The sequence below is a fragment of the Paenibacillus glycinis genome (assembly GCF_009909185.1).
GTDB classification, from domain to species: Bacteria; Bacillota; Bacilli; order Paenibacillales; family Paenibacillaceae; genus Paenibacillus_Z; species Paenibacillus_Z glycinis.
Window position 1 is genome coordinate 349,059 of record NZ_JAAAMV010000001.1, and the last position, 24,061, is coordinate 373,119.

The following is a 24,061-nucleotide window of genomic DNA, read 5'->3' on the forward strand; positions in this document are numbered from 1 at the left end:
AAGTTCGTCATGCCTAGTCTAAGCTTTCACGATCGGCGTTCGTCCTATGTGATCAACGCAAAAAAACCTTCTAGCCGCCGCTAAAAAGGTTCCGATCCGAAAAAGGAACATCCTGGCTAAAGCGGGCTTCCTTCTGTCTCGGTCCCTGACGGCTCAGAGCAGAATACGCACTGCCTTGCTAATGACGTTTATGATGTCATTCCCGCATGCCGCGTCGGTCGAGGGTGCGGTTCGCGATCGGCGATACCGCCCCAATAACGAGCATGGCTGGTAAGGCGAGTATATCAAAAAAACGGCCCCCCGTCTATGAACCGTTATCCCCCGGAGGCACCTGTTCGGCCGAGAACAACGGAACGACGGCACCGTCGTTCCGGCGTACGAGCAGCGCGCCTTGTTCGTTCAGTCCGACCGGCGTTCCGGTCGTCTCCAGACCGCCGATAATGAGACGCGTCGGTTTGTTAAGCGTGACGGACAACGCCTCCCACAACGTCTGTATCGGGGCGAAGCCTTCCCGCTGGTAGACCGCGTAGAGCTGCTGGAATTGCGAGAAGAAGCCCGCGATGATCTCGGCCCGGTCCAACGGCCGGCCCAGCTGGATCCGCAGGGACGTGGCGATTTCGCGCAACTCCGGCGGGTAATCGTCCTCCGTCAAATTGACGCTGATGCCGATTCCCGCGATCACGTATCGCAGCCGTTCTTCCTCGGCCGTCGATTCCAGCAGGATGCCGCTGATTTTTTTGCCGCCGATAAGCAGGTCGTTCGGCCACTTTATGCCGATATCGAGCGGCGCCGCGGCCGCTCGCAAGGCGCGGCATAAAGCGACTGCCGTCAGCAGCGTCAGCTGGGGCGCGAAATGAATCGGCATGCCGGGACGCAGGATGAAGCTCATCCAGATTCCTTTGCCGGATGGCGACACCCATTTGCGGCCCATGCGGCCGCGGCCGTTTGTCTGCTGCTCGGCGATGACCAGCGTGCCTTCCGGGGCTCCGTCTTCGGCAAGGCGCTGCGCGATGTTTTGGGTCGAATCGACCTCGTCGAACAGCCGGAGGCCGCCGATCATCGTTACGTTTTTCGCTTGAAACTTGATGCCGAGCTCCTGCGCCGTCAGCTTGGACGGGCGCCCGGTCAGACGATAGCCGAGGCGGCGCGAAGCTTCTATCACGTACCCCGCCGCTTCCAGCTTCTTGATCTGCTTCCAAATCGCCGTCCGGCTGATTTGCAGTTCTTGGCTGAGCCATTCCCCGGAGACGTAACCTTCGTTTTCCTTCGCCTCCAGCAGCTCGAGAATGCGATTGTTCATGGTCCGACACCTCGATTCTAATACGGCATGACTTCACTATCGATTGATGCTAGTATTCAACGAGCGCTCAACGTTCATGATCGCTCAGCAATTTCTTCGCTTTCGTCAATAAAAGGTCTTTCTCGTTCGGCACTTCGCCGAGCGCCGTCGCTTGCAGCAGCTGCTGCAGCAGACGGCCGAGCCAAGGGCCGGAAGGTCTCCCGGTCAAGCCAAGCAAATCCTTGCCCTTGACGGCAAGATCGCGAATCGCGGCTGCCGGCATCGCTTCAAGGGATGCCTGCAGCAGGTGTACGACGGCATCCAATGCTTTGCGGCGTTCGTCGGAATTCGTAACATCGGGCAAGACGAGCGAGGGAACGCGGCCGATGACGGAAAGCCAGCTCTGCGCGGCGGCTTGTCCATCATCCAACACGGACATGATCCAAGCCCTGTTCGCTTCCGCCGGCACCGGCTGCACTTGCTTCCCTGCAAGGCCATCCGACAATCGACGGATCGTATCCGCCATCGCGACGTGAATGCGTATCATCGCGGCAAGGCGCGACGACCGGGCTGCCGAATAGCGAAGCAGTCCGAACAGCTCCGAAGCTTGTTCGGCGTTCAGCGACAACGCGGCACACAGAGCCGCCCATCGATCCTCGGCCTCGCCGACCTCATGCAAGGCGCGAATGCCCGAAGCAATCCGTTTCCATGACGGGGGACTGGCGGCGTCCGATCCGAATGATGCAGGAGCACCTACCTGCGGTGTTCCGCGCCGGTCACGATTTTTGGTCGAGGCGTACGAGGACGCGGCGGTTACGATCTCTGCCGGAAGCGGGTCCTTCGTGCACGCAAGCAGCCCGCTCTCGGCTAGCAGCGCGGCAGCTTGATGCGGATGGGCGCCCGCGATCATCTTGTCGAATTCCAGGCCGATCCGCTCCATGGCGATATGCGCCAGCAGCGCCTTGTGGCGGCGTATCGCGCGCCATGTGCCATGCGCGATGCGCAGCTCGTAAGCCGCGGCGAAACGCAAGGCGCGAACGATGCGGAGCGCGTCTTCCTGCAGCCGGGCGTCGGCATCGCCGACGCAGCGCAGGACGCCCCTTTCGATATCGCGTCTTCCGCCGAAAGGATCGACCAGCGTGCCGTCGGCGCGCATCGCCATGCTGTTGATCGTGAAATCCCTGCGCAGCAGATCCTCGCGCAGGCTCGTGACGAACTCGACATGCGAGGGCCTGCGAAACCGCTCGTATTCGGACTCCGTGCGGAACGTCGTCACCTCGTACGTCTCGCCCTCATGCACGACGGTCACCGTTCCGTGCTGCAGGCCCGTCGGTATCGTATGCGGAAACGCTTCGATCACCTGCTCCGGCGATGCTGCCGTCGCGATATCCACGTCCTTCAGCGGTTTGCCGAGCAGCGTATCGCGGACGCAGCCACCTACGAATACCGCCTCAAAACCGCGCTCCTCCAGAACATAAAGCAAAGGGAGCGCCTTCGTCAGCGCTTCGCTCCTCGACATGGCCCTCCCTCCTTCTATAGGCTTACTCGCAAACCGGTTCCGGAATATCCGCTTCGATTCCGAGCGTTTTGTAGTAGATCCGTTCGTATTCGGACGTAATGCGGTCATTGCAGAATTGGTTCGTCGCCCGGTAGAGGCAAGCCTGCCGAACCTGACGGTACAACTCGTCGTTGCGCAGCAGCTTGATCGCGTTGTAGGCCATGTCGTCCGTATCGCCGATCGTCGAGAGGAATCCGGTCTCCCCGTGCGTGACCAGCTCCGGAATGCCGCCCGCGACGGACCCGATCGTCGGCACGCCGCAAGCCATGGCTTCCAGCGCCACGAGTCCGAAGCTTTCCTTCTCCGAAGGCAGCAGCATCACGTCCGCGATCGATATCACCTGCGCGACATCGTCTTGCTTGCCCAGGAAATGCACCCGGTCCTCCAGACCCAGCTGCCGGACCCGCGCCTGTACTTTCGGCAAATCCGGTCCTTCGCCGACGAGCAGGAGACGGCTCGGAACTTCCTTCACGACCTTGGCGAATACATCGACGACGTCCTGCAGGCGCTTGACCGGACGGAAATTGGAGATATGCATCAGTATCTTCTCGCCCGGCGAAGCATAATCGCTGCGCAGCGAACTGCATTCCCGCGGATAATACACGCGTTTGTCGACAAAATTATACGTCAGTTCGATAGGCTTATCGATATCGAGCAGCTCGCGCGTCTCGCAGATGAGATCTTTGGAAACCGCCGTGACGGCATCGCTTTTGTTGATGCCCATTCGAATCAGGTCTTTGAGCGATTCGTCCTGCGCCAACACGGTGATGTCCGTCCCGTGGAGGGTCGTCACCGTGCGGAGATTGCCGCCGACCATCTCTTTGGCCAAGTAGGCGCATACCGCGTGAGGTACCGCATAATGCACGTGCAGCACGTCCAGCTGCTGCATTTTGACGACTTGGGCCATCTTGCTCGCCAGCGATAAATCGTACGGCGGATAACGGAAAACGTAATAATCGTTCACTTCGACTTCGTGATAGAATATGTTTTTCTGAAACTGTCCCAGCCTGAACGGCACGCTGTGGGTAATAAAATGAATCTCGTGCCCTTTCTCGGCAAGCAGCTTGCCTAGCTCCGTCGCCACGACGCCGGAGCCTCCGAGCGTCGGATAGCACGTGATTCCGATCTTCAACCGTCTAGCCATGGTGCACCTCCAGTTCGTTCACTATCTATGCCTATGCCGGCGGCAATCGGGCTTTTCATGAATTCGGAAATATAAATGACGGGACAGCCGGGCTGCCGTTAGAACAACGTTACCGCATGAGGCCGGCGGATTGCAAATCCTTCGGCATGCGACCAGCCCCGCGTCTGCCCGAGCAGCATGTCCCGCGCTTCGACGCGCTGCACGTAGCGGTCGGTCAGCGGGGTCCGTACCCGGTCCTCGCCCGGAGCCGGCGGCGCGAATTGGGAGCGGTACGCTTGCAGCGCCGCCAGCTTCGTTCCGATGTGTTCGCTGATGTCGGTAACGAGGCTTACGTCGCCGCTGTCGTTTATGTAATAGAAATACAGCTGCTCCACCTGCACCGGCGGGAGCTCGGGCAAATAGTTGCGCAGCTTCGCGTTAAAAACCGCTTCCTCGATCAGTCGGCTGCAGCTGACGTGATCCGGATGGCGGTCGCTCCAATAAGGCGCGAATACGAGGCGAGGCCGCAGCCGCCGGATCTCGCTCACGATGGCCTGCAGCTGGTCGGCCGAGCCGTTCAACCCCCGATCCGGCAAGCCAAGCACGGAACGGTGCGATAAACCAAGCACCGCGGAAGCTTCGGCGGCTTCCTGCCGCCGAGTCTCCACGGTGCCGTTCGAGGACATTTCCGCCTCGGTCAAATCGCAGATCGCGACTTTGTACCCCTGCGAGACATGCTTGGCGATCGTGCCGCCCATGCCGATCTCGACGTCGTCGGGATGGGCGCCGAATGCCAAAATATCGACGTATGCCGTCATTGTTCTTCACCCGGCTTATATTTATGTACGAGCTCACGCCAGGCAAAATCCCCGCGCTGGAGCGCCCGGACGAGCAGTTCGCCCGTCGCCACGTTCGTCGCGACGGGAATGCCCTGAACGTCGCATAAGCGCAGCAGCGCGATGATATCCGGCTCGTGCGGCTGGGCCATGAGCGGGTCGCGCAGGAAAATGATCAAATCCATTTCGTTCTGCGCCACGAGCGCGCCGATTTGCTGGTCGCCTCCGAGCGGTCCGGACATGAAGCGGTGAATGCTCAATTGGGTCTGCTCCATGATCCTCGTACCGGTCGTACCCGTGGAATAAAGGGCATGCCCCTTGAAAACATGCTCGTATGCGATGACAAAGTTAACCATTTCATCTTTCTTTCGATCATGTGCAATAAACGCGATGTTCAACCTCGCCGCACTCCTCTCCTGGTTGTCCGCGAACTCTCGACCTGCCGGCTCTCGGGACAGCTAGTCCATCAGATGTTCAAACCCGTAAATAAGTCCGCTGTAAGTCATCACTTTCTTGCAAGCCACGGCAACGCCTGGCATGTACCCCGCGCGCTCGTATGAATCATGCCGAATTTTCAAGGTTTGGCCATGGCCGCCGAAGACGACTTCCTGCTGGGCGAACACGCCCGGCAACCGAACGCTATGTATGCGAAAACCGTTGTAATACCCGCCGCGCGCGCCCTCGATGACTTCTTTCTCGTTAGGATTGCCCTGACGCAGCTCCTGCCGCGCCTCCGAGATCAGCTCGGCCGTCTTGATGGACGTTCCGGACGGCGCGTCCAGCTTCTGGTCGCCATGGTATTCGATGATTTCCACATGCGGCATATACTTGGCGGCCTGAGCCGCGAATTTCATCATCAGGATCGCTCCGATCGAAAAGTTCGGCGCGACCAAGGCCCCTATGCCTTTCTCCTTGCAGAGCTCGTCCAGCTCCGTCATCTGCTCCGGCGTCAGACCCGTGGTTCCGATAATCGGACGCGCGCCGTAGGCGATGGACAGGCTGGCATTGCCATAGGCGGCATGCGGCACCGTGAAGTCGACCACCACGTCCGCGCCCGCGTCTTTTAGAGCGGTTTCAAGATCGGCTTGTACCGTAATTCCGCAAGGCGAAAGCCCGACGAGCGTCCCCGCGTCGACCGGACCCGTAGATGGGCTAATCGCCGCGGCCAGCGTCAGCCCTTCGTCTTGAAGCACCATTTTGACGACTTCGCGCCCCATGCGTCCGCTTGCCCCTGTGACGGCAACTCGAATTTGTTCTGTCGACATCTCTGATCACCTGTTCCTTTTTCGTTTGCTGCGCTGGCCGTATGCGCGCAGCGCCCTGCTTTTCCGTTTCAGCTCGGTATACAATCGCCGGGCCGCCGCGTGTTCCGGATCGAGCCGGACGGCTTCCCTCGCGTAGGCCGCGCCTTCGTCGTATCTCCGCAACGACGAATAGACCGAGCCGAGCAGCAGCAGTGCTTCCATGTTCAGCGGATCCATCCGCGACGCTTCGATCAGCATCGACAGCGCATGCTCCGCGTTCGCGGGCGATTGCGACAGCAGCTGTTCCGCGTCGCTGACGATCGCCTTTGCTCTTACCGTTTGCAGATGATAGCCGTATTCCTCGTGCTCCGAATCCAGCAGAACGGCCTGTTCCGCATAGTGGAGCGCCTTTTGCCATTTCCCGCTGCGGGCGCAGGTAATCGAGCATTTATGGTATAAAGCTCCATTTTCCGGATCCAACGAGATCGCTTCCTCGAAGCGCTGGATCGCCTGTTCGTAATCGCCGCTCAGGATGGCTTCGTAAGCTTTTTTCACGCTGCTGTCTACGTCCATCCGCCCATCCTCCTTGTACACAGGTTGATGGTACAGCATATGTAGAAACCCGTATTACGGTTCGACGTTTTTTCGCGTCCAGCGGTTCGCGTCGCGCGTATTGAACTTATGCATGACGCGGTCATGCGCCTCCGCCAAGTCGATGCCGAGCGAATTCGCGAAGCATACGACGATGAACAAGACATCGCCGAGTTCCATCTCGATGGAGTTGTCCGCCTCGTCCGATTTTTTAGGCTTCTCTCCGAAACGATGGTTGACCTCGCGCGCCAGTTCTCCCACTTCTTCGCTCATCCGCGCGAGCATGGAGAGCGGGCTGAAGTAGCCTTCCTTGAACTGCGATATGTATGCGTCTACCTCTTTTTGTATGTCCGCCAACGACTTTTGAGACACCGTCCAAGCTCCTCTCTGTGCATGAGGTTTCCTTCATATGTTATATCAAACCGTATCTGAAAACAATGCTTTTGACTTTCCAGTAAAAGAGACATACTATGATTATTGCCTTCATGTTCCAACCACTTTTCCGAAAGGAGCCGAATATCCTTTGAAAACGACCACCGCCCAGGTACTCCGCACACTTCTCCCCGTCATGCTGGGAACTGCGATTTACGCGTTCGGCCTTCATTATTTTCTGCTCCCCAACCAGCTGATGGAAGGCGGCGTGACCGGCATCGCGATCTTGCTCAATTACGCGCTCGGCTGGCCGTTGTCGATCTCGACGTTCGTGCTGAATATTCCGCTTTTCTTCATCGGTTGGCGCATCCTGGGCCGCTCCCATACGGGCTATACGATTTTCGGCGCCGTATCGCTGTCCGTGTTTCTCGCGCTGATGGAGAAGTTGATCGCGCTCGGCTGGATCGTCCCGTTCCGGACGTCGAACGATTACATATTGGCCGTCCTGTACGCCGGCGTGACGCTCGGCATCGGTCTGGGCATCGTGTTCCGGTTCGGCGGCACGACTGGCGGGGTCGACATTATCGCCCGAATCGCAGCCAAGCTGAAGGGCTGGAGCATGGGGCAAGTCATCCTGACCTTGGACGTCATCATTATCGGGTTGTCGCTGCTGTACATCCCGAAGGAAAAAGTGCTGTACACGCTTGTCGCCGTCTTCATCGCCTCCAAGCTGATCGATTTCATTCAAGAGGGCGCCTATGCGGCCAAAGAATTTTCCATCATCACGGAACGCGGCGACGAGCTGGGACTCAAGATTACGCAGGACATGGACCGCGGCGTCACGCTGTTTCCGGCGAAAGGCGCTTACTCCGGCAAGCCGAAGCAAGTCGTCTACTGCGTCGTCGCGCGACATGAAGTCCGCATGCTGAAAGCGATCGTCAACGGCATCGACCCGCGCGCGTTCATCGTTATCAATGACGTGCACGACGTGCTCGGAGAGGGCTTCAAAGCCGAATAAAAATAACCGGCCCGAGGGCCGGTTATTTTTATTCGCTCAAGAGGTAACCGTTATCATGATTGCTTCGTATGAAGCTGACATGGAATCTATGCGTCCTGATTCAAGGAGCGGCGACAACGACATGCATTGCCCTGCCCGTTCAATGGAATTTGTTGCGCGAGAACGGGACGACCTTATCTTGTCCCCGGTACTTGCGCCAACCGGCAAAGCCGAGCACGGCCATCACGAATGCGGCGATGAACATCTCCCCGATCAGCATTGCGCCTTCCCGTTGTTGGCCGACCGTCACGCCAGGCGGAATCGCTTCCGCGACCGCCGCTTCCCCGACTTGATCCGGATCGCGGAACAAATCGTTCGCGGCCGCAGCCAAGCTTTCAAGCGCGACCGTAACGGCTTCAGGACGAAGCTGCCCGGTTTCCGCGCCTTGCACGGCAGCTTGTAAGTACGCGATCCGTTCCTGCACGGCCTCGATTCGGCCGGCGTCGCGCTGCATCAGCGCCGCTACTTCCAATCGGGCAAGATGCTCGCTATAAATCCCGATCGAGGCTTCCGCGGCCATTGCCCGGTCCTCGGATTGCGATTGCCACGTAGCGCGTATTCGCTGCGCATCATCCTTCAGCACGCCTTCATATTGGAGCCAAAGCGGGGCTTCCGGCCGAAATACGGCATCGCTCGCTAATTTCAGCCGGGCAGTTTCCGTATACCACAGCGTCGTCGTGCCCCTTTGCGGCATCGCCTTCTTGGCTGCCTTCACGCTGAGGTCGAAAGCTTGCCAACCGACCGGCGTCCCCGACTTGCGCACGTCCGGCAGCGCGGCTAGTCCTTCGATTCGTTGCAGCAGGAGGTAGGCTTCCTGCCGATTGGATTGATTGGCGGCCGAATACAGCGCATCCGACCACGAACTGAGCTGCTCCAGCGATGCGTCGGCTTTTGCCGCGCCGACTCCGACCGGCTCCGATTGAGCATTCAAGACGGAAAACGGCTTCGAATTCAAGCTGCAGCCCGAAGCGAGAACCAGCACGAAGCCGGCGCAAACGAGCGCGATGATCGATGATAATGCCTTCATGCTCATCCCCCCTACTACATCGTATGGAGGGATGTCCCATCTTAGACCTTACGGAAAGAGATTAACAGCCACGTCACCAGCAAACTGAACGCCGATAGCCCGATCGTAAAGAGTTGGATCGCGGACAAGTCATCATCCAGGACGTCCGGAAGCCATGGAAACACGTAGTACGTATAATCGATCGTATCGTTCAGCAGGAGCCACAGCAGCGCCATGAATGCCATGAAACGCCCGAAGACCATATAGCGTACGAACAAAACCGCTTCGATCGCCATCCCCAGGTGAGAGACGACCAGCATGTAATGCTCCCATTCGAGATGGTCGCCCTGCGCTCCGCCCGCCATGATCATCGTTACCGCCCATATGCCGTATTTGATGGACGTCACGACGCCAAGCGCCTCGATCAAGGATCGAACGGCAATGCCGATCGGACCGGACTTGGCCAAGCGCGGGAACAGCAAAAAAAGCAGCGAGAGCGTAAAAAACAGACTGGCGGTCGGACTGTCGGGCACGAATATGATTTGCCAAAGCGCCTGCGTCTCGACGGTGTACTCCATCTGCTGGCCATACCAGATGTAACCGTATACAGTGCCCAACGCATTGACGATAAACAGAAGCCACAGCATCGTGCGATTGGTCAGCCAATCGCGGCTCCACGGAAGAACGGCTGCTTTCACTTTAAACCTCCCTGAGAGTGGAAATGAGGATACGGTGCAAAAAAACCTGATCGTCGGTTACGATCAGGTTTTGTCGTGAGCTGCACGCTTATTTGGCGGGGGCTTTTTGTTTCGAAAGCCAAGTCGTCAATTGATCGATTTCCTCTGCGGACAACTTGTCCTTGAAGGAAGGCATATTGTTCTTGCCGTTCGTGACGATATCGACTAGCTCTTCTTTGCTGAACTTGTCGCCGATGCCGTGGAACGACGGAATGCCCGAGCTCTCGTTGCCTTTCAAATCCGCGCCGTGACAGGCAACGCACTGCGCTTTTTGCGTGATCGCGACAGCGGGATCCTTCGCGTCGACAAGCGGGATTTCCGGTGCGGGTTGCCCCGCGGGAACGCCTGATTTCGCTGCTTCTTCCGCGGCCTCGCGCGCTTTCTCTTCCCGAAGAATCTGCTCCGGAATCGTATTCGTGATCTTCAGCTCGTGCTGGTAGTGATCCCAGGACTGCTTCGTCAGATAGAATACGGAGATCAGCGACATGAACATCAGTATCGACGTGATCGGACGTCTGTAGAAACGGCGCTCTTTGCCGGTGTCCAAGAACGGCGCCAGCAAAAGCGAGCCGAACGCGATGCCCGGAATTGCGACCGTACCGAGTACGACGTAATCCTTCGAGACGTATTGCAATTTAAGGAATTGATACAGGAACAGGAAGTACCAGTCCGGCATCGGAATAAACGAAGCATTCGTAGGGTCGGCCGGGTATCCGAGCGGAGCCGCTTCGGAAATCGTCAGTACGAGGAACCCGACGAGAACGACGACGCCGACCATCCATTCTTTAAGCAGGAAGTTCGGAATGAACGCTTCCGACTTGCCTGGATAAGCGGAGTAATCCGGCGGCGTGATTGGACCGGTAACCGCTTTTTTACGAACCCGGGAGTCACCGACGAATACGACTTTCTCGTTCGATTTGTGACCGTGTGCCATTCGCAAAATGCCTCCTTTCGGCTTATAGTGGGCCCGAAATACCTTGTTTCCGGATCATAAAGAAGTGAGCCGCGAGAAGCGCAAGCAGCGCGCCCGGCAGGAAGAAGACGTGAATCGCGAAGAAACGGGTCAACGTCTCGGCGCCTACGATCTCTCCGCCTTGCATCAGTTCTTTAATGTATGTACCGATGTACGGCACCGATTCAGCGATTTGAATGCCGACCTTCGTCGCGAAGTAGGCTTTGTTATCCCAAGGAAGCAGGTAGCCCGTGAATCCGAGACCGAGCATGATGAAGAAAATCAACATGCCGACAACCCAGTTCATTTCGCGCGGCGCCTTGTAGGAACCGGTGAAAAAGACGCGAAGGGTGTGAAGGAACATCATGACGATGACGAGACTCGCGCCCCAGTGATGCATGCCGCGCACGATGCCGCCGAAAGCGACTTTGTGCTGCAGGAAGTCAACGCTCTTGTAGGCATTGATGATATCCGGCACGAAGTACATCGTCAGGAACATCCCCGACAAAATTTGGATAACCGTAATGAAAAACGTCAGTCCGCCAAAGCAGTACACGAAAGCGGAGAAGTGATGCGCAGGGTTAACGTGTTCCGGTACTTCGTGATCGGCAACGTCCCTCCACATCGGCGTAATATCAAGACGTTCGTCAATCCAGTTATAAATACCTTTCATCATCCGATATACGCCTCCTTATACCCGTGTATTTGCTTTGATCGGTCCGAGATAGACCCAACCTTTTTCGATCTTCAGATCGTATTCGTCCAGCGGCTTCGGCGCGACGACCAAGTTTTTGCCGTCCTTGGTGTAATGGGCGCCGTGGCAAGGACAAACATATTCCTCATTCTTTTCGGTGTTCCAGCCGATCGTGCATCCCAGATGCTTACAAACCGGTGAAAGCGCAAACGCTTTACCCTGATCGTCTTTGGAGATCCATGCCGTCAACTCGGGGTCGCTCACGTACCAACCGTCCACCTGGTGGATTTTGAATTTGAATTCTTGCGGTTCATTGGTAAGTTTCGTTTCCTCGACGACTTTAATCCACGTGCCGGCTTCTTTCTTTTGCAAAATCGGATCAACGGCAAACCGGATCATCGGCAGTGTCATGCCCGCTGCCATGAATGCGCCTGCGCCTCCGAGCGTATACGACAAAAATTGACGCCGGGACATGCCGTTTCGTTTCACAGGACCGTGCGTTTTTTCGTGTTCATGGTTACTCATCTTCTGTTCTACCCCCTTTGCTGAGCCATATCTGTGTTCTGCCGGAGAAGGCAAAACATACGATGAACTAGGACATTACTTATAATAGCCTAGGTGATATGGAGCGTCAAGAATTTGCCAATCGAATATATGGACAGTTCAAAATGGGTTTTGTCAATTGTTATCATTTTGTCACAATTGACCTTGTCTGGCATTTGTTTTTCCCATTCCGTTGTCACCTTATGCAAATCGATGCAAGCTCTTCCGCCGAATTCAGGCCCGTCCGAGCCAAAGTTTGCGGATCGCCTCGCTTACTTGGCCCGCATCCGGCGCCTGATGATCGTTGTCCGCGCACACGACAAGATCCGCTCCGCTTCCCTCGGCGGACGGCAGCGCTATCGCCGATGCGAGCACGACGAATTTGAATCCGGCCCTTCGCAGGTTGGCGCAAATTCCGTTCAATTGCCGGACCAGATCGGGCGTCCATTCGCCGTACTGAACGGACGGGTATGTAACGGTTCTTCCTTTAAAGGGCTGCTCGATCGTGTTCAGCACCTCCCGCAAGCGTTCCAGCCGCAGCGTTGCTTCATGCGGCATTTCGGCACCGGTCAATCCGGTCACCGGCAGCACCGCCGTATCGAGGTAGGGCTGGAGCTCCGCCCACTGCTCCGCGTTTAATTCGCTGAATTTCATTCCTGTCCTCTCTCCTCCGGTCCTTAGCATATGTCATTTCAGAAAAATCCATTCTATTAATATACCACAGGAATCGCATATTTATTGAAAGAAAAAAATCCGGCCGCATTCGGTCCGGCAGCAAAAAAGCCAAGACGGCGGGCCTTCGCCCGTGCATCTTGGCATCCTGTAATCGATCGGCATCCGTCGACCGCCGCCGCCGCGACGATTCGCTTGCCTTCATTAAACGTGCAGGGACTTCAGTTCGTCCGTCAACCGCTGAAAGGTATCCTTGTCGCCGGAGGCAAGCGCCGTATCGATCGCGGCATACAGCTTATCCGTTCGAAATTTGAGTACGGCTTCATCCAGGAGCATTTCCGCGGCAAGTCCGAGCATCACTTCGTAAGATACTTTCATTTTGTCCATAGGATACACCTCCACCTGAGCGTTTAAGAGATCCTATATTCCTTTCCTTACGCCACTCGCTTCCTGATCGTCTTCGTTTCTCCAAGCCAATCGTCTATTCTGTCCTTGCCGACGACTCCCGCAGGCGAATAAGTGAAAGCATATAGGTGGTTTCCATGTCGGTGCGTTCATCCACTTAGGAATGAACCGGCTCTACTAAATTATATTCATTTAATTGAAAGAAGCTAAGGACGTTGGCCCTATGCCATGCCGAATGTGCGCGTGCCCACGGCTTGCCGGGACGGATCAACCGTTCAGGACGATTGCCTCGTCATCGATGCTTCGTCCCGCGACGATCGTCTTGCCAAGCGGCGTCATCCGGATGACTTGTCCATGCTCGGCATGCTCGCCGATGCGGAGCAGCCCGAGATGCAGCATCGTTCCGATCAAGCGCTGTTCCAGTATCGTCTCCGGCTGATCATAATAGAAAGGCTTCACGTAAGGCGTCAGCGTGGCCATGATCGTATCCGCCTTCACCCAACGGCTTCCAAGCTTGTCGATCCAATGCACGAGCGAGCGGATGTTCGGAACCGGTCCTTTGTACAACCGAAGCCAGAACTGATACAGCTTGTCCGGCGGCTCCGCCGACCGCAGGGCTTGGCGTTCCTTGCCCGCGGCCGAAAGCTCCAGCAGCTCGTTATTTTCGACGATCCAGCCCTGGTAATAGCAATAATCGTACAAGAGGGACAACCGGTTGGGGTAATCCTTGATCTTGCGGCCGTAGCCGAATCGCCATTCCCCTTTGCCCGGCAGCGGCTCCTTCACGCCGAACGACTCCAACAGCTGCACGATGCTGCGTTTGTACATCGTTCCATCGGTCGTCAGGGCCACTTCGTTCAGATGAACGTACGTGAGCAGGTGCATCACGTCTTCGCCCATCAGCATCTGCTCGTCCCGGTAAGCATGCGGTTCATCGTCGGCGTACACGACCTCGGAAGCCAGCCTCCGCTCCATCGTTTGCTTGAACCGTTCCTTCAAATCGCTCGGTACTTGAAACAAATATCGCTCCGGCCCCGCGTATCCGTTGAACAGCCAGCCGTACTGCTTGAACCGGGATATCGTTTCGCGCGGCCCGCTCTCCGGCTCCGGCCGTTCCTTGGCCTGCGGTTTTGATTTGGCGACGCGTTTGGTTGCGCTGCTCGCGGCCGATGATTTGACCGCGGCTTTCTTCGCCGGGGCCGCTTCGGCAGCTGCTGGGGCTTGCGCCAAAGCGGCGGGCAGGCCGAACCGGCTTTGCTGCACCCTGGCGATCAGCTCCTCCAGGCTAAAAGCGTCTCTCGCGTCGAACAGCAAGGAAATCATGAACCGTAAATCCTCGAGTTTCAAGGCGCCGATTTGAGCTTCGAACACATCTCTGCGATTCACCGTCGATAAAATCGACTGGATCAGCTCATTCTTGGAATTGCCGTTGCACTCGCATTGATAGGTTGTCGCGATGCGGCTCAGCTGCCCGATGTCCGCATAACTGAGCATGTCCGCTAATTTCATCTGCCGCCCTCCGTTCCCGATCCCTCTTGAAGGTTTACTATCATTATGGGAACATTGGCGTTTTTTATAACTACTGGTAGAAAAAAAGCCGTCATTCTCGCATGAATGCAAGAATGACGGCTGATCGCCCGGATGCAAAATCAATTTTGAAGCTGCTCGAGATGAAGCGTGCAATTGTGCAGCAGCGGCGTCCAACCGGCGCCTTCCCGCTCCATGATCGAGAATGAAAGATTGTGAATCGGTTTGTCGGCCAAATCCGCGCACATTGCCTGCAGCAGCTGCGCTAGCAGGCTGCCGTGGGTGACGACGAGCAGATGGCGTCCAGAACCGCCTGCCGCAGCTTCTTCGACGAACGAAAGCGCCCGCGCCCGAACCTGCTCGTCATTTTCTTGTCCGTTATCGCGCTTTTTCCAATCCGGACCCCAGCGTGCCAGCCGCTCGCTTTCCGTCGTCCCCTCCACTTCGCCATAGAACCGTTCGCGCAACCGCGCGTCCGGATCCAAGAGCGGAATGCCAAGTGCCTCGGCGATGATCTCGGCGGTCTGCTTCGCGCGCATCAAGTCGCTCGACACGACCGCATCCCATTTCATCGGCTCGCGGTCAAGCCGCCGCGCCAGCGCCTGCGCTTGACGGTAGCCCTCCTGATTGAGCGGAATGTCGGTTTGACCTTGGATTTTCCCAAGCTCGTTCCATTCCGTCTGGCCGTGGCGAATGAGTCCGATTCGCAATCCAATTCCCTTCTTTCAACGAAAAATCTCCTGGCACGCGGCCGGAGTCGTTCAAATGGTCTTCTCGATTATGTATGCGTCAGCTTCGCGTTCGTGAAAACCAGTTCAGGATGAGCAGCGTCATGATGATTCCGAGAAGCGATAACGCAACATAGTATTGCGGAACCGTCGGGACGATATTCAGGACGATGGGATCGCTGATGCTGGCTACGGGCACGTCGGCGTAGAAGGAGACGGGAATAATATTGTCGCCGCTTGCCGCGTCGGCCGTTTCGATCAATCCGGTCAGCTTGGCCACTTCCACGGAGGAAGCGTCATGGTTGCCGATCACAACGTAAAACAAGCCTACCACGAACATCGCCAGGCAGCAAGCGATAATGGCGGTCACGTTGCGGCGGAACGTTTTCGTGAAATGATAGCTTTTGCTTGCGACCGGCATGAACCAGGATTGCTCCGCATAAATGCGGTCCATCACGCCATGGTTCACGTGATCGATCGGCCCGATCGCGTCGGACTCCTCGGAGAAGAAGCGAATAAGCTGCTCGCTTTCTTCCCAAATTCGAAACTCCTCGCTGCAGGCTTCGCAGGTCCGGAGATGTTCATCTACTAGTAGGCGTTCGCTGTCGTCTTCGTTTAAATCCCAATAAACACCGAACGATTGCTGCACGTCGTGGCAGTTCATCGCATTTTCATCCCCTCGTACTCTTCCAGCATAGGCGATTCGCCAAAATACGGCTCCAGCTGAATCTTCACGCTGCTGCGCGCACGAAACAGAAGCGATTTTACGGAGCTTACGGTCTGACCGAGGATATTGGCGATTTCTTGATAATCCAATTGCTCGTACTCTCGTAAAATTAGCGCCGAACGCTGTTTCTCCGGCAGGCTGTTGATCGCTTCGCGCACCATCGTCATGCGCTCGTTCTGCAGCAGACGCTGTTCGGGAACGGCTTCCGGCGGCGCGATCGGAGTGAAACCGACTTCTTCGAAGGAGACGTTGCCCGCCTTTTGCTTGCGCAATTCGCTAAGTACCGTATTTCTTGCAATGGTGTACAGCCAGGTAGAAAAGGAAGCATCCACTTCCCTGAACGAGTGAAGACTGCGGTACGCTTTGTAAAAGGTTTCCGAGCACAGATCCTCAGCCAACAGCTCGAGCTTGGCGCTCTTCAGCATATGGAAGATAAAGGCAAGGATTTTACGCTGGTAGCGCCGCATCAACTCCGAATACAGCTGTATATTTCCATCTTTGATTTCGCGGATAAGCTGGGAATCCGTCATCGCGGGCGACCCTCCTTGGCCTGAGGAGTGCTCTCGAATCGGTTATACATTGTACCGAAACGAAAGTAAAAAGTTGCGCGATCATAAAAAAAATGCATACTCCGGCATCTTCTCTAATCATTTCGAGATATCCGCCCAAAATCCTGCTTCTTTCGACACGTTTCCAATCCCCACATTTTTACATAAACTACATCGATTGTAACACGGCCGGATAAGCGCATGGGTAAATATTTCTCAAAGTTCCGTTCGTAGAAGTTCCTGCAATGTATCTCGACGAGCGATAGCCCCGGATTGTTTCATAAAAGGCAAAAAAAAGACCGCCCTTATAGGGGGCGGCCCCGCAAAACTCTGCGATGGATTTGGATAGGAGTGGAGAGAAACCATACTGTACTTTTATTATATGTATACGTTTTCATTTTGTCAATAAGCGTTTTCAAAAGCGCTACAATAATTTTTAAAAGTGGACGGCGTAGCCGATTTCGCCCAACCGCTCGACCGCGCGGTCCAAATCCTCCTGCTTTCGGAAGCTGAGCCTAAGCACGCCGGGCACGTCTTCCCTGCTCTCGATGATTTGGATATTGCTCAGGTTGATCGCACTGTTGCCGAGCTCCGTCGCGACTTTCCCGATGATGCCGGGATGATCGGGCACGTCGATGTAGCATTCATAAATGGCATGAAGCATGCCTTTGCGCCGTTCCGGCAGCTGGCTCCGGAATTGTCCGGCGTCCTTGAAGGCCTTTTCCACCGCTTCCCCGTTCTCGACCTCCAGCATATCGAGGAACGATTCCATGCCCGACTGCCATTCTCGCAAGAGCCGCAGCAGGACGTTCCGGTTGTTGACCAGAATATCGCGCCAGACGACGGGATCGCTTGAGGCGATGCGGGTGATATCCCGGAATCCGCCTGCGGCAAGTTGGCTGTAAAGCGAATTGTCCTGATTGTAGCCGCGAACGAGATTGACGAGCGCGACCGCGATGATGTGAGGCAGATGGCTGATCGCCCCGACGATTTCGTCATGCTCCTCGGGATGCACGTGAACGATGTTCGCTTTGGTGTAGGCGAGCAGGTTCGTCAGCCGATCGACGTCGTGCTGAGGCGTCGATGCTTCGGGCGTGAGCACGTAGAACGCATTTTCGAACAAGTACAAGGAAGCCGCTTCGACGCCGGAGCGCTCGGAGCCGGCCATCGGGTGACCGCCGATGAATACCGCCTCGCCAAGGCTGGCCTGCCTGGCGCATGCCGCCACGGACGCCTTGGTGCTTCCCACGTCCGTGATGATGCAGCCGGGCTTCAACTCGAGCCGGCTCAAATCATGCACGTATTGCTCGAGCGAACCTACCGGCACGCAAAGAAAAATAAAATCCGCGCCTTCCGCGGCCTCGCGAAGAGACGTCGTCGCATGATCGACGACGCCTCGCTCGAGGTATTTGGCAGCGGATGATTCGCGTACGGAGTGACCGACGACGGTAATGCCGGGCTTGCCTTTAAAGCAAAGCGCCAGCGAGCCGCCGATCAACCCGACGCCGAATATCGCTATTTTCGTCATGGCGTTAACCTAGCACCGCCGCTTCTGCGAGTACGGACTCCAGCGCCGCGACGAACGCTTCGTTCTGCTCTTGGCTGCCGATCGTAATGCGGATGTACGTCGGGTAATGCGCCCACCGCGCGCGCGAAATGACGCCACGGCGAAGCAAGCCGTCGAACGCTTGACCGGACGGGATCTTCACGTCGACCATGATGAAATTGCCGTGCGCTTCGAAATAATGAAGTCCGAGACGGTCGAACTCGCGGTACATGTAGGCTTTGCCCTCCGCATTGCGCGCTCTGCACGACTGCAGGAATTCGTCGTCGGCGAGCGATGCCGCCGCCGCGGCTTGCGCCATCCGCGTCGTATTGAACGGTTCGCGGACTTGGTTGATCATCCGGATCAAATCGGCATGTCCGGCGCCGTAGCCGATGCGAAGCGAAGCGAGGCCGTAGATTTTGGAGAAGGTGCGAAGCAGGATAACGTTATTGAATTCGCGCATGAGTGCAAGGCTGTCCGGGAAATCCTCGTCCATGACGTATTCGATGTACGCCTCGTCCAGTACCACGATGACATTCGAAGGCACTTGGCGGATAAAGGCGTCCAGCTCGGCGTGCCGGACGATCGTGCCGGTCGGGTTGTTGGGATTGCACACCCAGATGATTTTGGTGCGCTCCGTCACTTTCGCCAGCATGGCGGGCAAGTCGTGCGTACCGTCTCGGAGCGGCACTTCGATGATCGACGCGCCCTCGATGACCGCGTTATGGCGATATTGCGAGAACGTCTCGTCCGCCGTGATGGTCTCGTCGCCCGGTGAAAGGAATGCGCGCGCGAGCATCAGAATGACTTCGTCGGAGCCGGCGCCGAAGATGATTTGATTGCGTTCGATGCCCAAGTACTCGGCCACCGCCGCCGTCAGCTCCGTGCTGAAGCTGTCCGGATATATGCTGATGTTTTCAAGTTCTTTGATAATGGCCGCTTTCGCGTGTTCCGAGCTGCCGAACGGATTCTCGTTCGAGGCCAGCTTGATGACTTCTTTAAGACCCAGTTCGCGTTTGACTTCTTCGATCGGCTTGCCCGGCTGATACACCGGCAGACTGACGATACTTTGTTTTGGTTGCATCCTTATCACCTCGTAAAAGTGTTTCATAGCTCAATGGTTATTTCAACATTGTCTCACAAGTTGCGCGCATTTAAAAGAGTCCGGCAAATTTTTCTTTCGTGCTTTTAAGCTTTTATGCATAGAAGCAAGCAAGAGCACGAACGGATTTCGCTCGTCGCGCCATCGTTCGATTCGTTCGCTGGGGACCTTACTGGCAAAGCAAAAAACCTCCGAGCGGCCTATGACCGTTCGAAGGTTAAGCGCAGGCATCCCGGTTCGCGCGGGTAGCCGGCTCAGCCCTTCAGCTCGCCGACAAACGCGCGGATCTGCGCAAGTCCATCCTGCTTCATGGCCGGCGATTGCAGCAGCGGCACGACTTCCTCGATCTTGCGCACGATCGCGCTGCCGACGATGACCCCGTCTGCCTGCTTGCTGAACCGCTCGACCTGCTCGCGGCTCGAGATCCCGAAGCCCACGGCGATCGGCGTGTTCGTCGCGCTGCGTACCGTAGCCAGAAACTCGTCGATGCCTTGGTGAAAATCGGCCCGCACGCCGGTCACGCCGAGCGAGGACACGCAGTATACGAATCCGCGCGCTTTCGCGGCGATGCGCACGACGCGATCGTTCGAGGTCGGCGCGACGAGCGGGATCAAATGAATATTGGCCGCTTCCGCCATGGCGCGAAGCTCGGCATCTTCTTCGATCGGCAAATCGGGGATAATGAGGCCGCTGATCCCTTTGGCCGTCACGAGCTCGAAAAACCGTTCAAGCCCGAATTGCAGCACCGGGTTATAGTAGGAGAACAAAATGAACGGCAGCTTGACGCCCGCGCCGCGCGCATGCTCGGCGACTTGGATGCAATCCTCGAGCGTGACGCGCCCGTTGGCAAGCGCGCGCTCCGAAGCCCGCTGGATGACCGGTCCGTCCGCCAGCGGGTCCGAATACGGCACGCCGAGTTCGATCATATCCGCGCCGGCCTGCTCCAATGCTTCGATGATCTCGACGGACGTGCCCAGATCAGGGTCGCCGATGGTCAGAAACGGGATAAGCGCGGTGCGCCCTTCTTCGCGAAGCCGCGCGAACGCGGCATCGATTGCGTTGACTTGGATGTCCATCCGCTTACATGCCTCCTTCGAGATAACCCATGATCGCTTGGACGTCCTTGTCGCCGCGGCCCGACAGGCTGACGACGATGATCTGGTCGCTGCCCAGCGTCGGCGCCAGTTTCATGACCTGCGCGATCGCATGCGCCGACTCCAGCGCCGGGATGATGCCTTCCGTGCGCGACAGCAGCTGCAGCGCTTCGAGCGCCTCGGCGTCCGTGATCGGCAGGTACGCGGCGCGCTCCGTGTCTTTCAAGTAAGCATGCTCCGGACCGATGCCCGGATAATCCAAGCCCGCGGATATCGAATGCGCCGGCTGCACTTGTCCGTATTCGTCCTGGAGGACGTAGCTTAGCGAGCCTTGGAACACGCCATGCCGTCCTTTGGTCATCGTAGCCGCGTGCTCATCGGTGTCCACGCCGCGACCCGCCGCCTCCACGCCGATCAGCTTGACGGACGCGTCGCCGATGAACGGATAGAACATGCCGATGGCATTGCTGCCGCCGCCTACCGCCGCCACGACGTAATCCGGCAGACGCCCGGCTTCTTTCTGGATCTGCTCGCGCGATTCGTCGCCGATAATCCGCTGAAAATCGCGAACCATCATCGGGTACGGATGCGGCCCCGTCACCGAACCGAGGATGTAATACGTGTCGTCGACATGGCTGACCCAATAGCGAAGCGTCTCGTTGCAGGCATCCTTCAGCGTGCGCGTGCCGGACGTCACCGGCACGACCTCGGCGCCGAGCAGCTTCATGCGGAACACGTTCAGCTCCTGGCGCTTCGTGTCCTCTTCGCCCATGAACACTTTGCATTCCATGCCGAGCAGCGCCGCCACCGTCGCGGAGGCCACGCCGTGCTGGCCGGCTCCCGTTTCGGCAATGATCTTGGTCTTGCCCATGCGCTTGGCAAGCACGCCTTGCCCGATCGTATTGTTGATTTTGTGCGCGCCGGTATGGTTCAAATCCTCGCGCTTCAAATAGATTTGCGCGCCACCGAGATGCTCGGACAGCCGCTGCGCATGATATAACGACGTCGGACGTCCCGAATATTTCGTCAATAAGTAGCGGACCTCCGCGATGAAATCAGGATCCTTCGAATAATGCCGATAAGCCTCCTCCAGCTCGATCAGCGCGTTCATCAGCGTCTCGGGGACGTACCGTCCGCCGAATTTGCCGAAGCGCCCGTTCTCGTCCGGGACTTGCGTCATAAACCTTGCACCCTTTCCGCGAAAAGTCTGATTTTCGTACTATCCTTCAAGCCGTCCGTCTCTACGCCGCTGGATACGTCCACGCCGTCGGGCGCATGCCGGGACAACAGCTCTTCCACGTTATCGGGATGCAGTCCTCCCGCGACATAGAGCGGAAGTCCGGCTGCTGCGGCCATATAGCGGTCGATGACATGCCAGGCAAACGTCCTGCCCGTCCCTCCGCCCGCCGTATCGATCAGGAACGCGTCCACGCTGCCGCGGTACGGCTCCAGCCTGTCAGGTCCGTCCGTGGATGGATCGACGGCGTCGCGTTCCGTCACCGACAATACTTTCCACACGTCGATGCCGAACGCCTGCTTGACATCCAAGCAAAATTGCGGCGATTCGTCGCCATGCAATTGGACGACATCGAGCGGCGCTAAGGCCAGCGCGGCGCGAAGCTCGTCCATCGTCGGATCGACGAATACGCCTGCCGTGCGCGGTATGCATCCATCGCGGTTGCGAAGCGCGCGAACCTCCGCGATCAATTCGCCCGCCAAGGCAGGCGTCACCTGCCGGCGGCTCTTCGCGAATACGAAGCCGACCTCGTCGATCGGCAGGCCGTCCATCGTTCGAATCGTCGCCGCATCGCGCAAGCCGCATATTTTCACTCGCGTTTTGCGCGAGCCCGGTTTCGCTTGTCCGGTCGCTGTCATCATCGGATCGTCACCGGTCCCATTAAATGCTCGACGGCCGCGCCGACATCCGCTTGGCGCATAAAAGACTCGCCGATGAGCACGCCCTTGGCTCCAGCTGCCTGCACGTACGCGATATCGTCCGGCGTCGCGAGCGCGCTCTCGCTGATGACCGTCACGCCCGAAGGCACTTGGCCGATCAGCCGCTCCGTCGTCTTCAAATCCGTCACGAACGTATGAAGGTTCCGGTTGTTGATTCCGACGAGCGTCGCTTTGCCGAGGCCGAGCACGTCCGACATTTCCTCTTCGTCGTGGACTTCCACCAATACGTCCAGCCCGATGGATGTGGCGATATCGTAAAATTCCGCAAGCTTGGAAGGGCGAAGAATCGCCGCGATCAGCAATATCGCATCCGCGCCGATCAAGCGCGCTTCGTAGATTTGACGATAGTCGACGATGAAATCCTTGCGCAGCAGCGGCAGTTTTACCGCCTCGGATACCGCGGTCAGGTATTCGTTCTTGCCTTGGAAATAATCCTCGTCCGTCAACACGGAAATGCAGTCCGCTCCCGCTTGCTCGTAAGTCCCGGCCAAGCTAATCGGGTCGAAATCCGCACGGATCAATCCTTTGGACGGCGAGGCTTTCTTCACTTCGGCGATGAGGCCGAGCGGACGGTTCGTCCGCCCCGCAAGCGCCCGTTCGAACCCGCGGCAGGCCGTTAGCTCCGCGATCCGGCGCTCGGCTTCCGGCAGCGAGAACCGCTCGGCGAGACTATCCACTTCTTTGTTCTTGGAGGCTACGATTTTATCAAGAAACATGGCTCAACTCTCCTGTCGTTTCAATCAATTGCCGCAGCTTGGACGCTGCGAGACCCGAATCGATGACCGTCTTGGCCGTCTCGACGCCTTCGAGCAAGGAGCTTGCCGCACCGCCGACGAAGATGCAGGCGCCGGCGTTGGCAAGCACGATATCCCGGTATGCGCCCCGCTCCGTCCCGTCGAAGACCGAACGGATAATGCGGGCGTTCTCCGCGGAATCGCCGCCGATGATATCCGACAGCGCATGGCTGCGAAGGCCGATATCTTCCGGCGTCAAGGTATAGGTCCGAACCGAGCCGCCGAGCAGCTCGGATACTTGCGTCGGCGACGAGACGCTGATCTCGTCCAAGCCGTCGAAGCTGCTGACGACCATCGCGCGCTTCAAGCCAAGATCGCTCAACACGGAGGCGATCGTCTCCGTCTTGGTTCGGTCGTAAATGCCGAGCAGCTGCCTGTCGGCGCCGGCCGGATTCGTCAACGGGCCGAGCATGTTGAAGATGGTGCGAATGCCGAGTTCCCGGCGCGGGCCCGCTGCATGCTTCAGCGAAGGGTGGTACAGCTGCGCGAACATGAAGCAGATGCCGATCGCATCCAGGCAGCGCGACGCTTGCTCCGCGGTCAGCGTGATGTTCACGCCGAGCGCCTCCAGTGTATCCGCGCTTCCGGATTTGCCGGACATGGCGCGATTCCCGTGCTTGGCAACCCTGACCCCCGCGGCGGAGGCGATAATGGCGGAAGCGGTGGAAATATTGAACTTATGAATGCCGGAGCCGCCGGTACCGCAAGTATCCAGCAGGCCGTTGCGCTCCGTGACGACGTGGTTGGAATGCGAACGCATCGCTTCCGCGAAACCCGTGATTTCGTCCCTCGTTTCGCCTTTGATGCGGAGCGCGGTCGCCACGGCGCCGATTTGGGCACCGGTCGCCTCGCCGCTCATAATGATGTCCATGACGCCGCGGGCTTCCTCTCGGGATAGGCTGGAGCCGCCGATCAACAGATTCAGGGCGCGCTGCATCGTCATGATTTCGTTTGTCACCGTCATCTGCCC

27 protein-coding genes are annotated in these 24,061 nt (G+C 57.5%); 1 reads left to right on the forward strand and 26 read right to left on the reverse strand.

The features are described 5' to 3' along the window. Nucleotides 1-304: 304 nt before the first annotated feature. The 8 genes from GT019_RS01550 to GT019_RS01585 all read right to left on the reverse strand — a co-directional run bounded on the left by GT019_RS01550 (nucleotide 305) and on the right by GT019_RS01585 (nucleotide 7,003). Nucleotides 305-1,300 carry a biotin--[acetyl-CoA-carboxylase] ligase gene (locus GT019_RS01550; RefSeq protein ID WP_161740493.1) on the reverse strand — a complete coding sequence of 332 codons (996 nt, stop codon included), beginning with the start codon at nucleotides 1,298-1,300 and terminating at the stop codon, nucleotides 305-307. Between the two features lie 67 nt (nucleotides 1,301-1,367). Continuing rightward, nucleotides 1,368-2,798, reverse strand: coding sequence for a CCA tRNA nucleotidyltransferase (locus tag GT019_RS01555; RefSeq protein WP_161740496.1), 1,431 nt, complete (start codon nucleotides 2,796-2,798; stop codon nucleotides 1,368-1,370). Nucleotides 2,799-2,820: 22 nt separating this feature from the next. Further along, nucleotides 2,821-3,981 (reverse strand): N-acetyl-alpha-D-glucosaminyl L-malate synthase BshA, encoded by a 1,161-nt coding sequence (gene bshA / locus GT019_RS01560; protein WP_161740498.1) that lies wholly within the window; start codon nucleotides 3,979-3,981, stop codon nucleotides 2,821-2,823. 98 nt (nucleotides 3,982-4,079) lie between these two features. Then, nucleotides 4,080-4,778, reverse strand: coding sequence for a bacillithiol biosynthesis deacetylase BshB1 (gene bshB1 / locus GT019_RS01565; protein ID WP_161740500.1), 699 nt, complete (start codon nucleotides 4,776-4,778; stop codon nucleotides 4,080-4,082). Beyond that, nucleotides 4,775-5,194 carry a methylglyoxal synthase gene (locus GT019_RS01570; protein ID WP_161740502.1) on the reverse strand — a complete coding sequence of 140 codons (420 nt, stop codon included), beginning with the start codon at nucleotides 5,192-5,194 and terminating at the stop codon, nucleotides 4,775-4,777. Before GT019_RS01570 ends, bshB1 begins: the two co-directional genes overlap by 4 nt. 60 nt (nucleotides 5,195-5,254) lie before the next feature. Continuing rightward, nucleotides 5,255-6,061, reverse strand: a complete 807-nt coding sequence (gene dapB / locus GT019_RS01575) for a 4-hydroxy-tetrahydrodipicolinate reductase (RefSeq protein WP_161740504.1) — start codon at nucleotides 6,059-6,061, stop codon at nucleotides 5,255-5,257. A gap of 6 nt (nucleotides 6,062-6,067) precedes the next feature. After that, nucleotides 6,068-6,613 (reverse strand): tetratricopeptide repeat protein, encoded by a 546-nt coding sequence (locus GT019_RS01580; RefSeq protein WP_161740506.1) that lies wholly within the window; start codon nucleotides 6,611-6,613, stop codon nucleotides 6,068-6,070. Between the two features lie 54 nt (nucleotides 6,614-6,667). Continuing rightward, on the reverse strand, nucleotides 6,668-7,003 hold the full coding sequence (locus tag GT019_RS01585) for a nucleotide pyrophosphohydrolase (protein ID WP_161740508.1): 336 nt from the start codon (nucleotides 7,001-7,003) through the stop codon (nucleotides 6,668-6,670). Between the two features lie 196 nt (nucleotides 7,004-7,199). On the opposite strand from GT019_RS01585, the gene GT019_RS01590 reads away from it, so the two are divergent. Then, entirely contained in the window at nucleotides 7,200-8,021 is an 822-nt protein-coding gene (locus tag GT019_RS01590; RefSeq protein ID WP_235946729.1) for a YitT family protein, read from the forward strand. Between the two features lie 139 nt (nucleotides 8,022-8,160). Here the strand turns inward: GT019_RS01590 and GT019_RS01595 are convergent, their stop codons facing one another. The 18 genes from GT019_RS01595 to trpD form a co-directional block, all read right to left on the reverse strand. Continuing rightward, complete coding sequence (locus GT019_RS01595; RefSeq protein WP_161740512.1) at nucleotides 8,161-9,087, reverse strand: sporulation protein YpjB; 927 nt, start codon at nucleotides 9,085-9,087, stop codon at nucleotides 8,161-8,163. A gap of 41 nt (nucleotides 9,088-9,128) precedes the next feature. Then, nucleotides 9,129-9,713: a DUF1405 domain-containing protein gene (locus GT019_RS01600; protein ID WP_161741465.1), complete on the reverse strand. Its 585-nt coding sequence runs from the start codon at nucleotides 9,711-9,713 to the stop codon at nucleotides 9,129-9,131. Between the two features lie 139 nt (nucleotides 9,714-9,852). Then, nucleotides 9,853-10,737 carry a menaquinol-cytochrome c reductase cytochrome b/c subunit gene (locus GT019_RS01605; RefSeq protein WP_161740514.1) on the reverse strand — a complete coding sequence of 295 codons (885 nt, stop codon included), beginning with the start codon at nucleotides 10,735-10,737 and terminating at the stop codon, nucleotides 9,853-9,855. 22 nt (nucleotides 10,738-10,759) lie between these two features. Next, nucleotides 10,760-11,431 carry a menaquinol-cytochrome c reductase cytochrome b subunit gene (gene qcrB, locus GT019_RS01610; protein WP_161740516.1) on the reverse strand — a complete coding sequence of 224 codons (672 nt, stop codon included), beginning with the start codon at nucleotides 11,429-11,431 and terminating at the stop codon, nucleotides 10,760-10,762. A gap of 15 nt (nucleotides 11,432-11,446) precedes the next feature. Further along, entirely contained in the window at nucleotides 11,447-11,974 is a 528-nt protein-coding gene (locus tag GT019_RS01615) for a ubiquinol-cytochrome c reductase iron-sulfur subunit (RefSeq protein WP_161740518.1), read from the reverse strand. A gap of 252 nt (nucleotides 11,975-12,226) precedes the next feature. Next, nucleotides 12,227-12,646, reverse strand: a complete 420-nt coding sequence (locus GT019_RS01620; protein ID WP_161740520.1) for a DUF2487 family protein — start codon at nucleotides 12,644-12,646, stop codon at nucleotides 12,227-12,229. Between the two features lie 222 nt (nucleotides 12,647-12,868). Next, entirely contained in the window at nucleotides 12,869-13,051 is a 183-nt protein-coding gene (locus tag GT019_RS01625) for an IDEAL domain-containing protein (RefSeq protein WP_161740522.1), read from the reverse strand. Between the two features lie 285 nt (nucleotides 13,052-13,336). Then, nucleotides 13,337-14,578 (reverse strand): hypothetical protein, encoded by a 1,242-nt coding sequence (locus GT019_RS01630; RefSeq protein WP_161740524.1) that lies wholly within the window; start codon nucleotides 14,576-14,578, stop codon nucleotides 13,337-13,339. A 140-nt stretch (nucleotides 14,579-14,718) separates the two neighbouring features. Next, on the reverse strand, nucleotides 14,719-15,306 hold the full coding sequence (locus GT019_RS01635) for a histidine phosphatase family protein (RefSeq protein ID WP_161740526.1): 588 nt from the start codon (nucleotides 15,304-15,306) through the stop codon (nucleotides 14,719-14,721). Nucleotides 15,307-15,385: 79 nt separating this feature from the next. Beyond that, nucleotides 15,386-15,988 (reverse strand): anti-sigma factor family protein, encoded by a 603-nt coding sequence (locus GT019_RS01640; protein ID WP_161740528.1) that lies wholly within the window; start codon nucleotides 15,986-15,988, stop codon nucleotides 15,386-15,388. Next, nucleotides 15,985-16,581: an RNA polymerase sigma factor gene (locus GT019_RS01645; protein ID WP_161740530.1), complete on the reverse strand. Its 597-nt coding sequence runs from the start codon at nucleotides 16,579-16,581 to the stop codon at nucleotides 15,985-15,987. The genes GT019_RS01640 and GT019_RS01645 overlap by 4 nt, the downstream gene beginning before the upstream one ends. A 454-nt stretch (nucleotides 16,582-17,035) precedes the next feature. After that, nucleotides 17,036-18,127: a prephenate dehydrogenase gene (locus GT019_RS01650; RefSeq protein WP_161740532.1), complete on the reverse strand. Its 1,092-nt coding sequence runs from the start codon at nucleotides 18,125-18,127 to the stop codon at nucleotides 17,036-17,038. A gap of 4 nt (nucleotides 18,128-18,131) precedes the next feature. Then, a complete protein-coding gene (hisC, locus tag GT019_RS01655) occupies nucleotides 18,132-19,229 on the reverse strand; it encodes a histidinol-phosphate transaminase (RefSeq protein WP_161740534.1) in 1,098 nt (365 codons plus the stop codon). 272 nt (nucleotides 19,230-19,501) lie between these two features. Then, nucleotides 19,502-20,323 carry a tryptophan synthase subunit alpha gene (gene trpA / locus GT019_RS01660; RefSeq protein WP_161740536.1) on the reverse strand — a complete coding sequence of 274 codons (822 nt, stop codon included), beginning with the start codon at nucleotides 20,321-20,323 and terminating at the stop codon, nucleotides 19,502-19,504. A 4-nt stretch (nucleotides 20,324-20,327) separates the two neighbouring features. Continuing rightward, nucleotides 20,328-21,521: a tryptophan synthase subunit beta gene (trpB, locus tag GT019_RS01665; RefSeq protein ID WP_161740538.1), complete on the reverse strand. Its 1,194-nt coding sequence runs from the start codon at nucleotides 21,519-21,521 to the stop codon at nucleotides 20,328-20,330. After that, nucleotides 21,518-22,219, reverse strand: coding sequence for a phosphoribosylanthranilate isomerase (locus tag GT019_RS01670; protein WP_235946595.1), 702 nt, complete (start codon nucleotides 22,217-22,219; stop codon nucleotides 21,518-21,520). The genes trpB and GT019_RS01670 overlap by 4 nt, the downstream gene beginning before the upstream one ends. Then, complete coding sequence (trpC, locus tag GT019_RS01675) at nucleotides 22,216-23,013, reverse strand: indole-3-glycerol phosphate synthase TrpC (RefSeq protein WP_161740540.1); 798 nt, start codon at nucleotides 23,011-23,013, stop codon at nucleotides 22,216-22,218. The genes GT019_RS01670 and trpC overlap by 4 nt, the downstream gene beginning before the upstream one ends. Further along, entirely contained in the window at nucleotides 23,003-24,055 is a 1,053-nt protein-coding gene (gene trpD, locus GT019_RS01680; RefSeq protein WP_161740542.1) for an anthranilate phosphoribosyltransferase, read from the reverse strand. The genes trpC and trpD overlap by 11 nt, the downstream gene beginning before the upstream one ends. Between the last annotated feature and the right edge of the window lie 6 nt (nucleotides 24,056-24,061).

Coding starts and splice junctions, on each gene's coding strand:
- GT019_RS01550 (WP_161740493.1), bottom strand. CDS start 1,300: ATGAACAATCGCATTCTCGAGCTGCTGGAGGCGAAGGAAAACGAAGGT.
- GT019_RS01555 (WP_161740496.1), bottom strand. CDS start 2,798: ATGTCGAGGAGCGAAGCGCTGACGAAGGCGCTCCCTTTGCTTTATGTT.
- bshA (WP_161740498.1), bottom strand. CDS start 3,981: ATGGCTAGACGGTTGAAGATCGGAATCACGTGCTATCCGACGCTCGGA.
- bshB1 (WP_161740500.1), bottom strand. CDS start 4,778: ATGACGGCATACGTCGATATTTTGGCATTCGGCGCCCATCCCGACGAC.
- dapB (WP_161740504.1), bottom strand. CDS start 6,061: ATGTCGACAGAACAAATTCGAGTTGCCGTCACAGGGGCAAGCGGACGC.
- GT019_RS01580 (WP_161740506.1), bottom strand. CDS start 6,613: ATGGACGTAGACAGCAGCGTGAAAAAAGCTTACGAAGCCATCCTGAGC.
- GT019_RS01590 (WP_235946729.1), top strand. CDS start 7,200: ATGCTGGGAACTGCGATTTACGCGTTCGGCCTTCATTATTTTCTGCTC.
- GT019_RS01595 (WP_161740512.1), bottom strand. CDS start 9,087: ATGAAGGCATTATCATCGATCATCGCGCTCGTTTGCGCCGGCTTCGTG.
- GT019_RS01600 (WP_161741465.1), bottom strand. CDS start 9,713: ATGCTGTGGCTTCTGTTTATCGTCAATGCGTTGGGCACTGTATACGGT.
- GT019_RS01605 (WP_161740514.1), bottom strand. CDS start 10,737: ATGGCACACGGTCACAAATCGAACGAGAAAGTCGTATTCGTCGGTGAC.
- qcrB (WP_161740516.1), bottom strand. CDS start 11,431: ATGATGAAAGGTATTTATAACTGGATTGACGAACGTCTTGATATTACG.
- GT019_RS01615 (WP_161740518.1), bottom strand. CDS start 11,974: ATGAGTAACCATGAACACGAAAAAACGCACGGTCCTGTGAAACGAAAC.
- GT019_RS01620 (WP_161740520.1), bottom strand. CDS start 12,646: ATGAAATTCAGCGAATTAAACGCGGAGCAGTGGGCGGAGCTCCAGCCC.
- GT019_RS01625 (WP_161740522.1), bottom strand. CDS start 13,051: ATGGACAAAATGAAAGTATCTTACGAAGTGATGCTCGGACTTGCCGCG.
- GT019_RS01630 (WP_161740524.1), bottom strand. CDS start 14,578: ATGAAATTAGCGGACATGCTCAGTTATGCGGACATCGGGCAGCTGAGC.
- GT019_RS01640 (WP_161740528.1), bottom strand. CDS start 15,988: ATGAACTGCCACGACGTGCAGCAATCGTTCGGTGTTTATTGGGATTTA.
- GT019_RS01645 (WP_161740530.1), bottom strand. CDS start 16,581: ATGACGGATTCCCAGCTTATCCGCGAAATCAAAGATGGAAATATACAG.
- GT019_RS01650 (WP_161740532.1), bottom strand. CDS start 18,127: ATGACGAAAATAGCGATATTCGGCGTCGGGTTGATCGGCGGCTCGCTG.
- hisC (WP_161740534.1), bottom strand. CDS start 19,229: ATGCAACCAAAACAAAGTATCGTCAGTCTGCCGGTGTATCAGCCGGGC.
- trpA (WP_161740536.1), bottom strand. CDS start 20,323: ATGGACATCCAAGTCAACGCAATCGATGCCGCGTTCGCGCGGCTTCGC.
- trpB (WP_161740538.1), bottom strand. CDS start 21,521: ATGACGCAAGTCCCGGACGAGAACGGGCGCTTCGGCAAATTCGGCGGA.
- GT019_RS01670 (WP_235946595.1), bottom strand. CDS start 22,219: ATGATGACAGCGACCGGACAAGCGAAACCGGGCTCGCGCAAAACGCGA.
- trpC (WP_161740540.1), bottom strand. CDS start 23,013: ATGTTTCTTGATAAAATCGTAGCCTCCAAGAACAAAGAAGTGGATAGT.
- trpD (WP_161740542.1), bottom strand. CDS start 24,055: ATGACGGTGACAAACGAAATCATGACGATGCAGCGCGCCCTGAATCTG.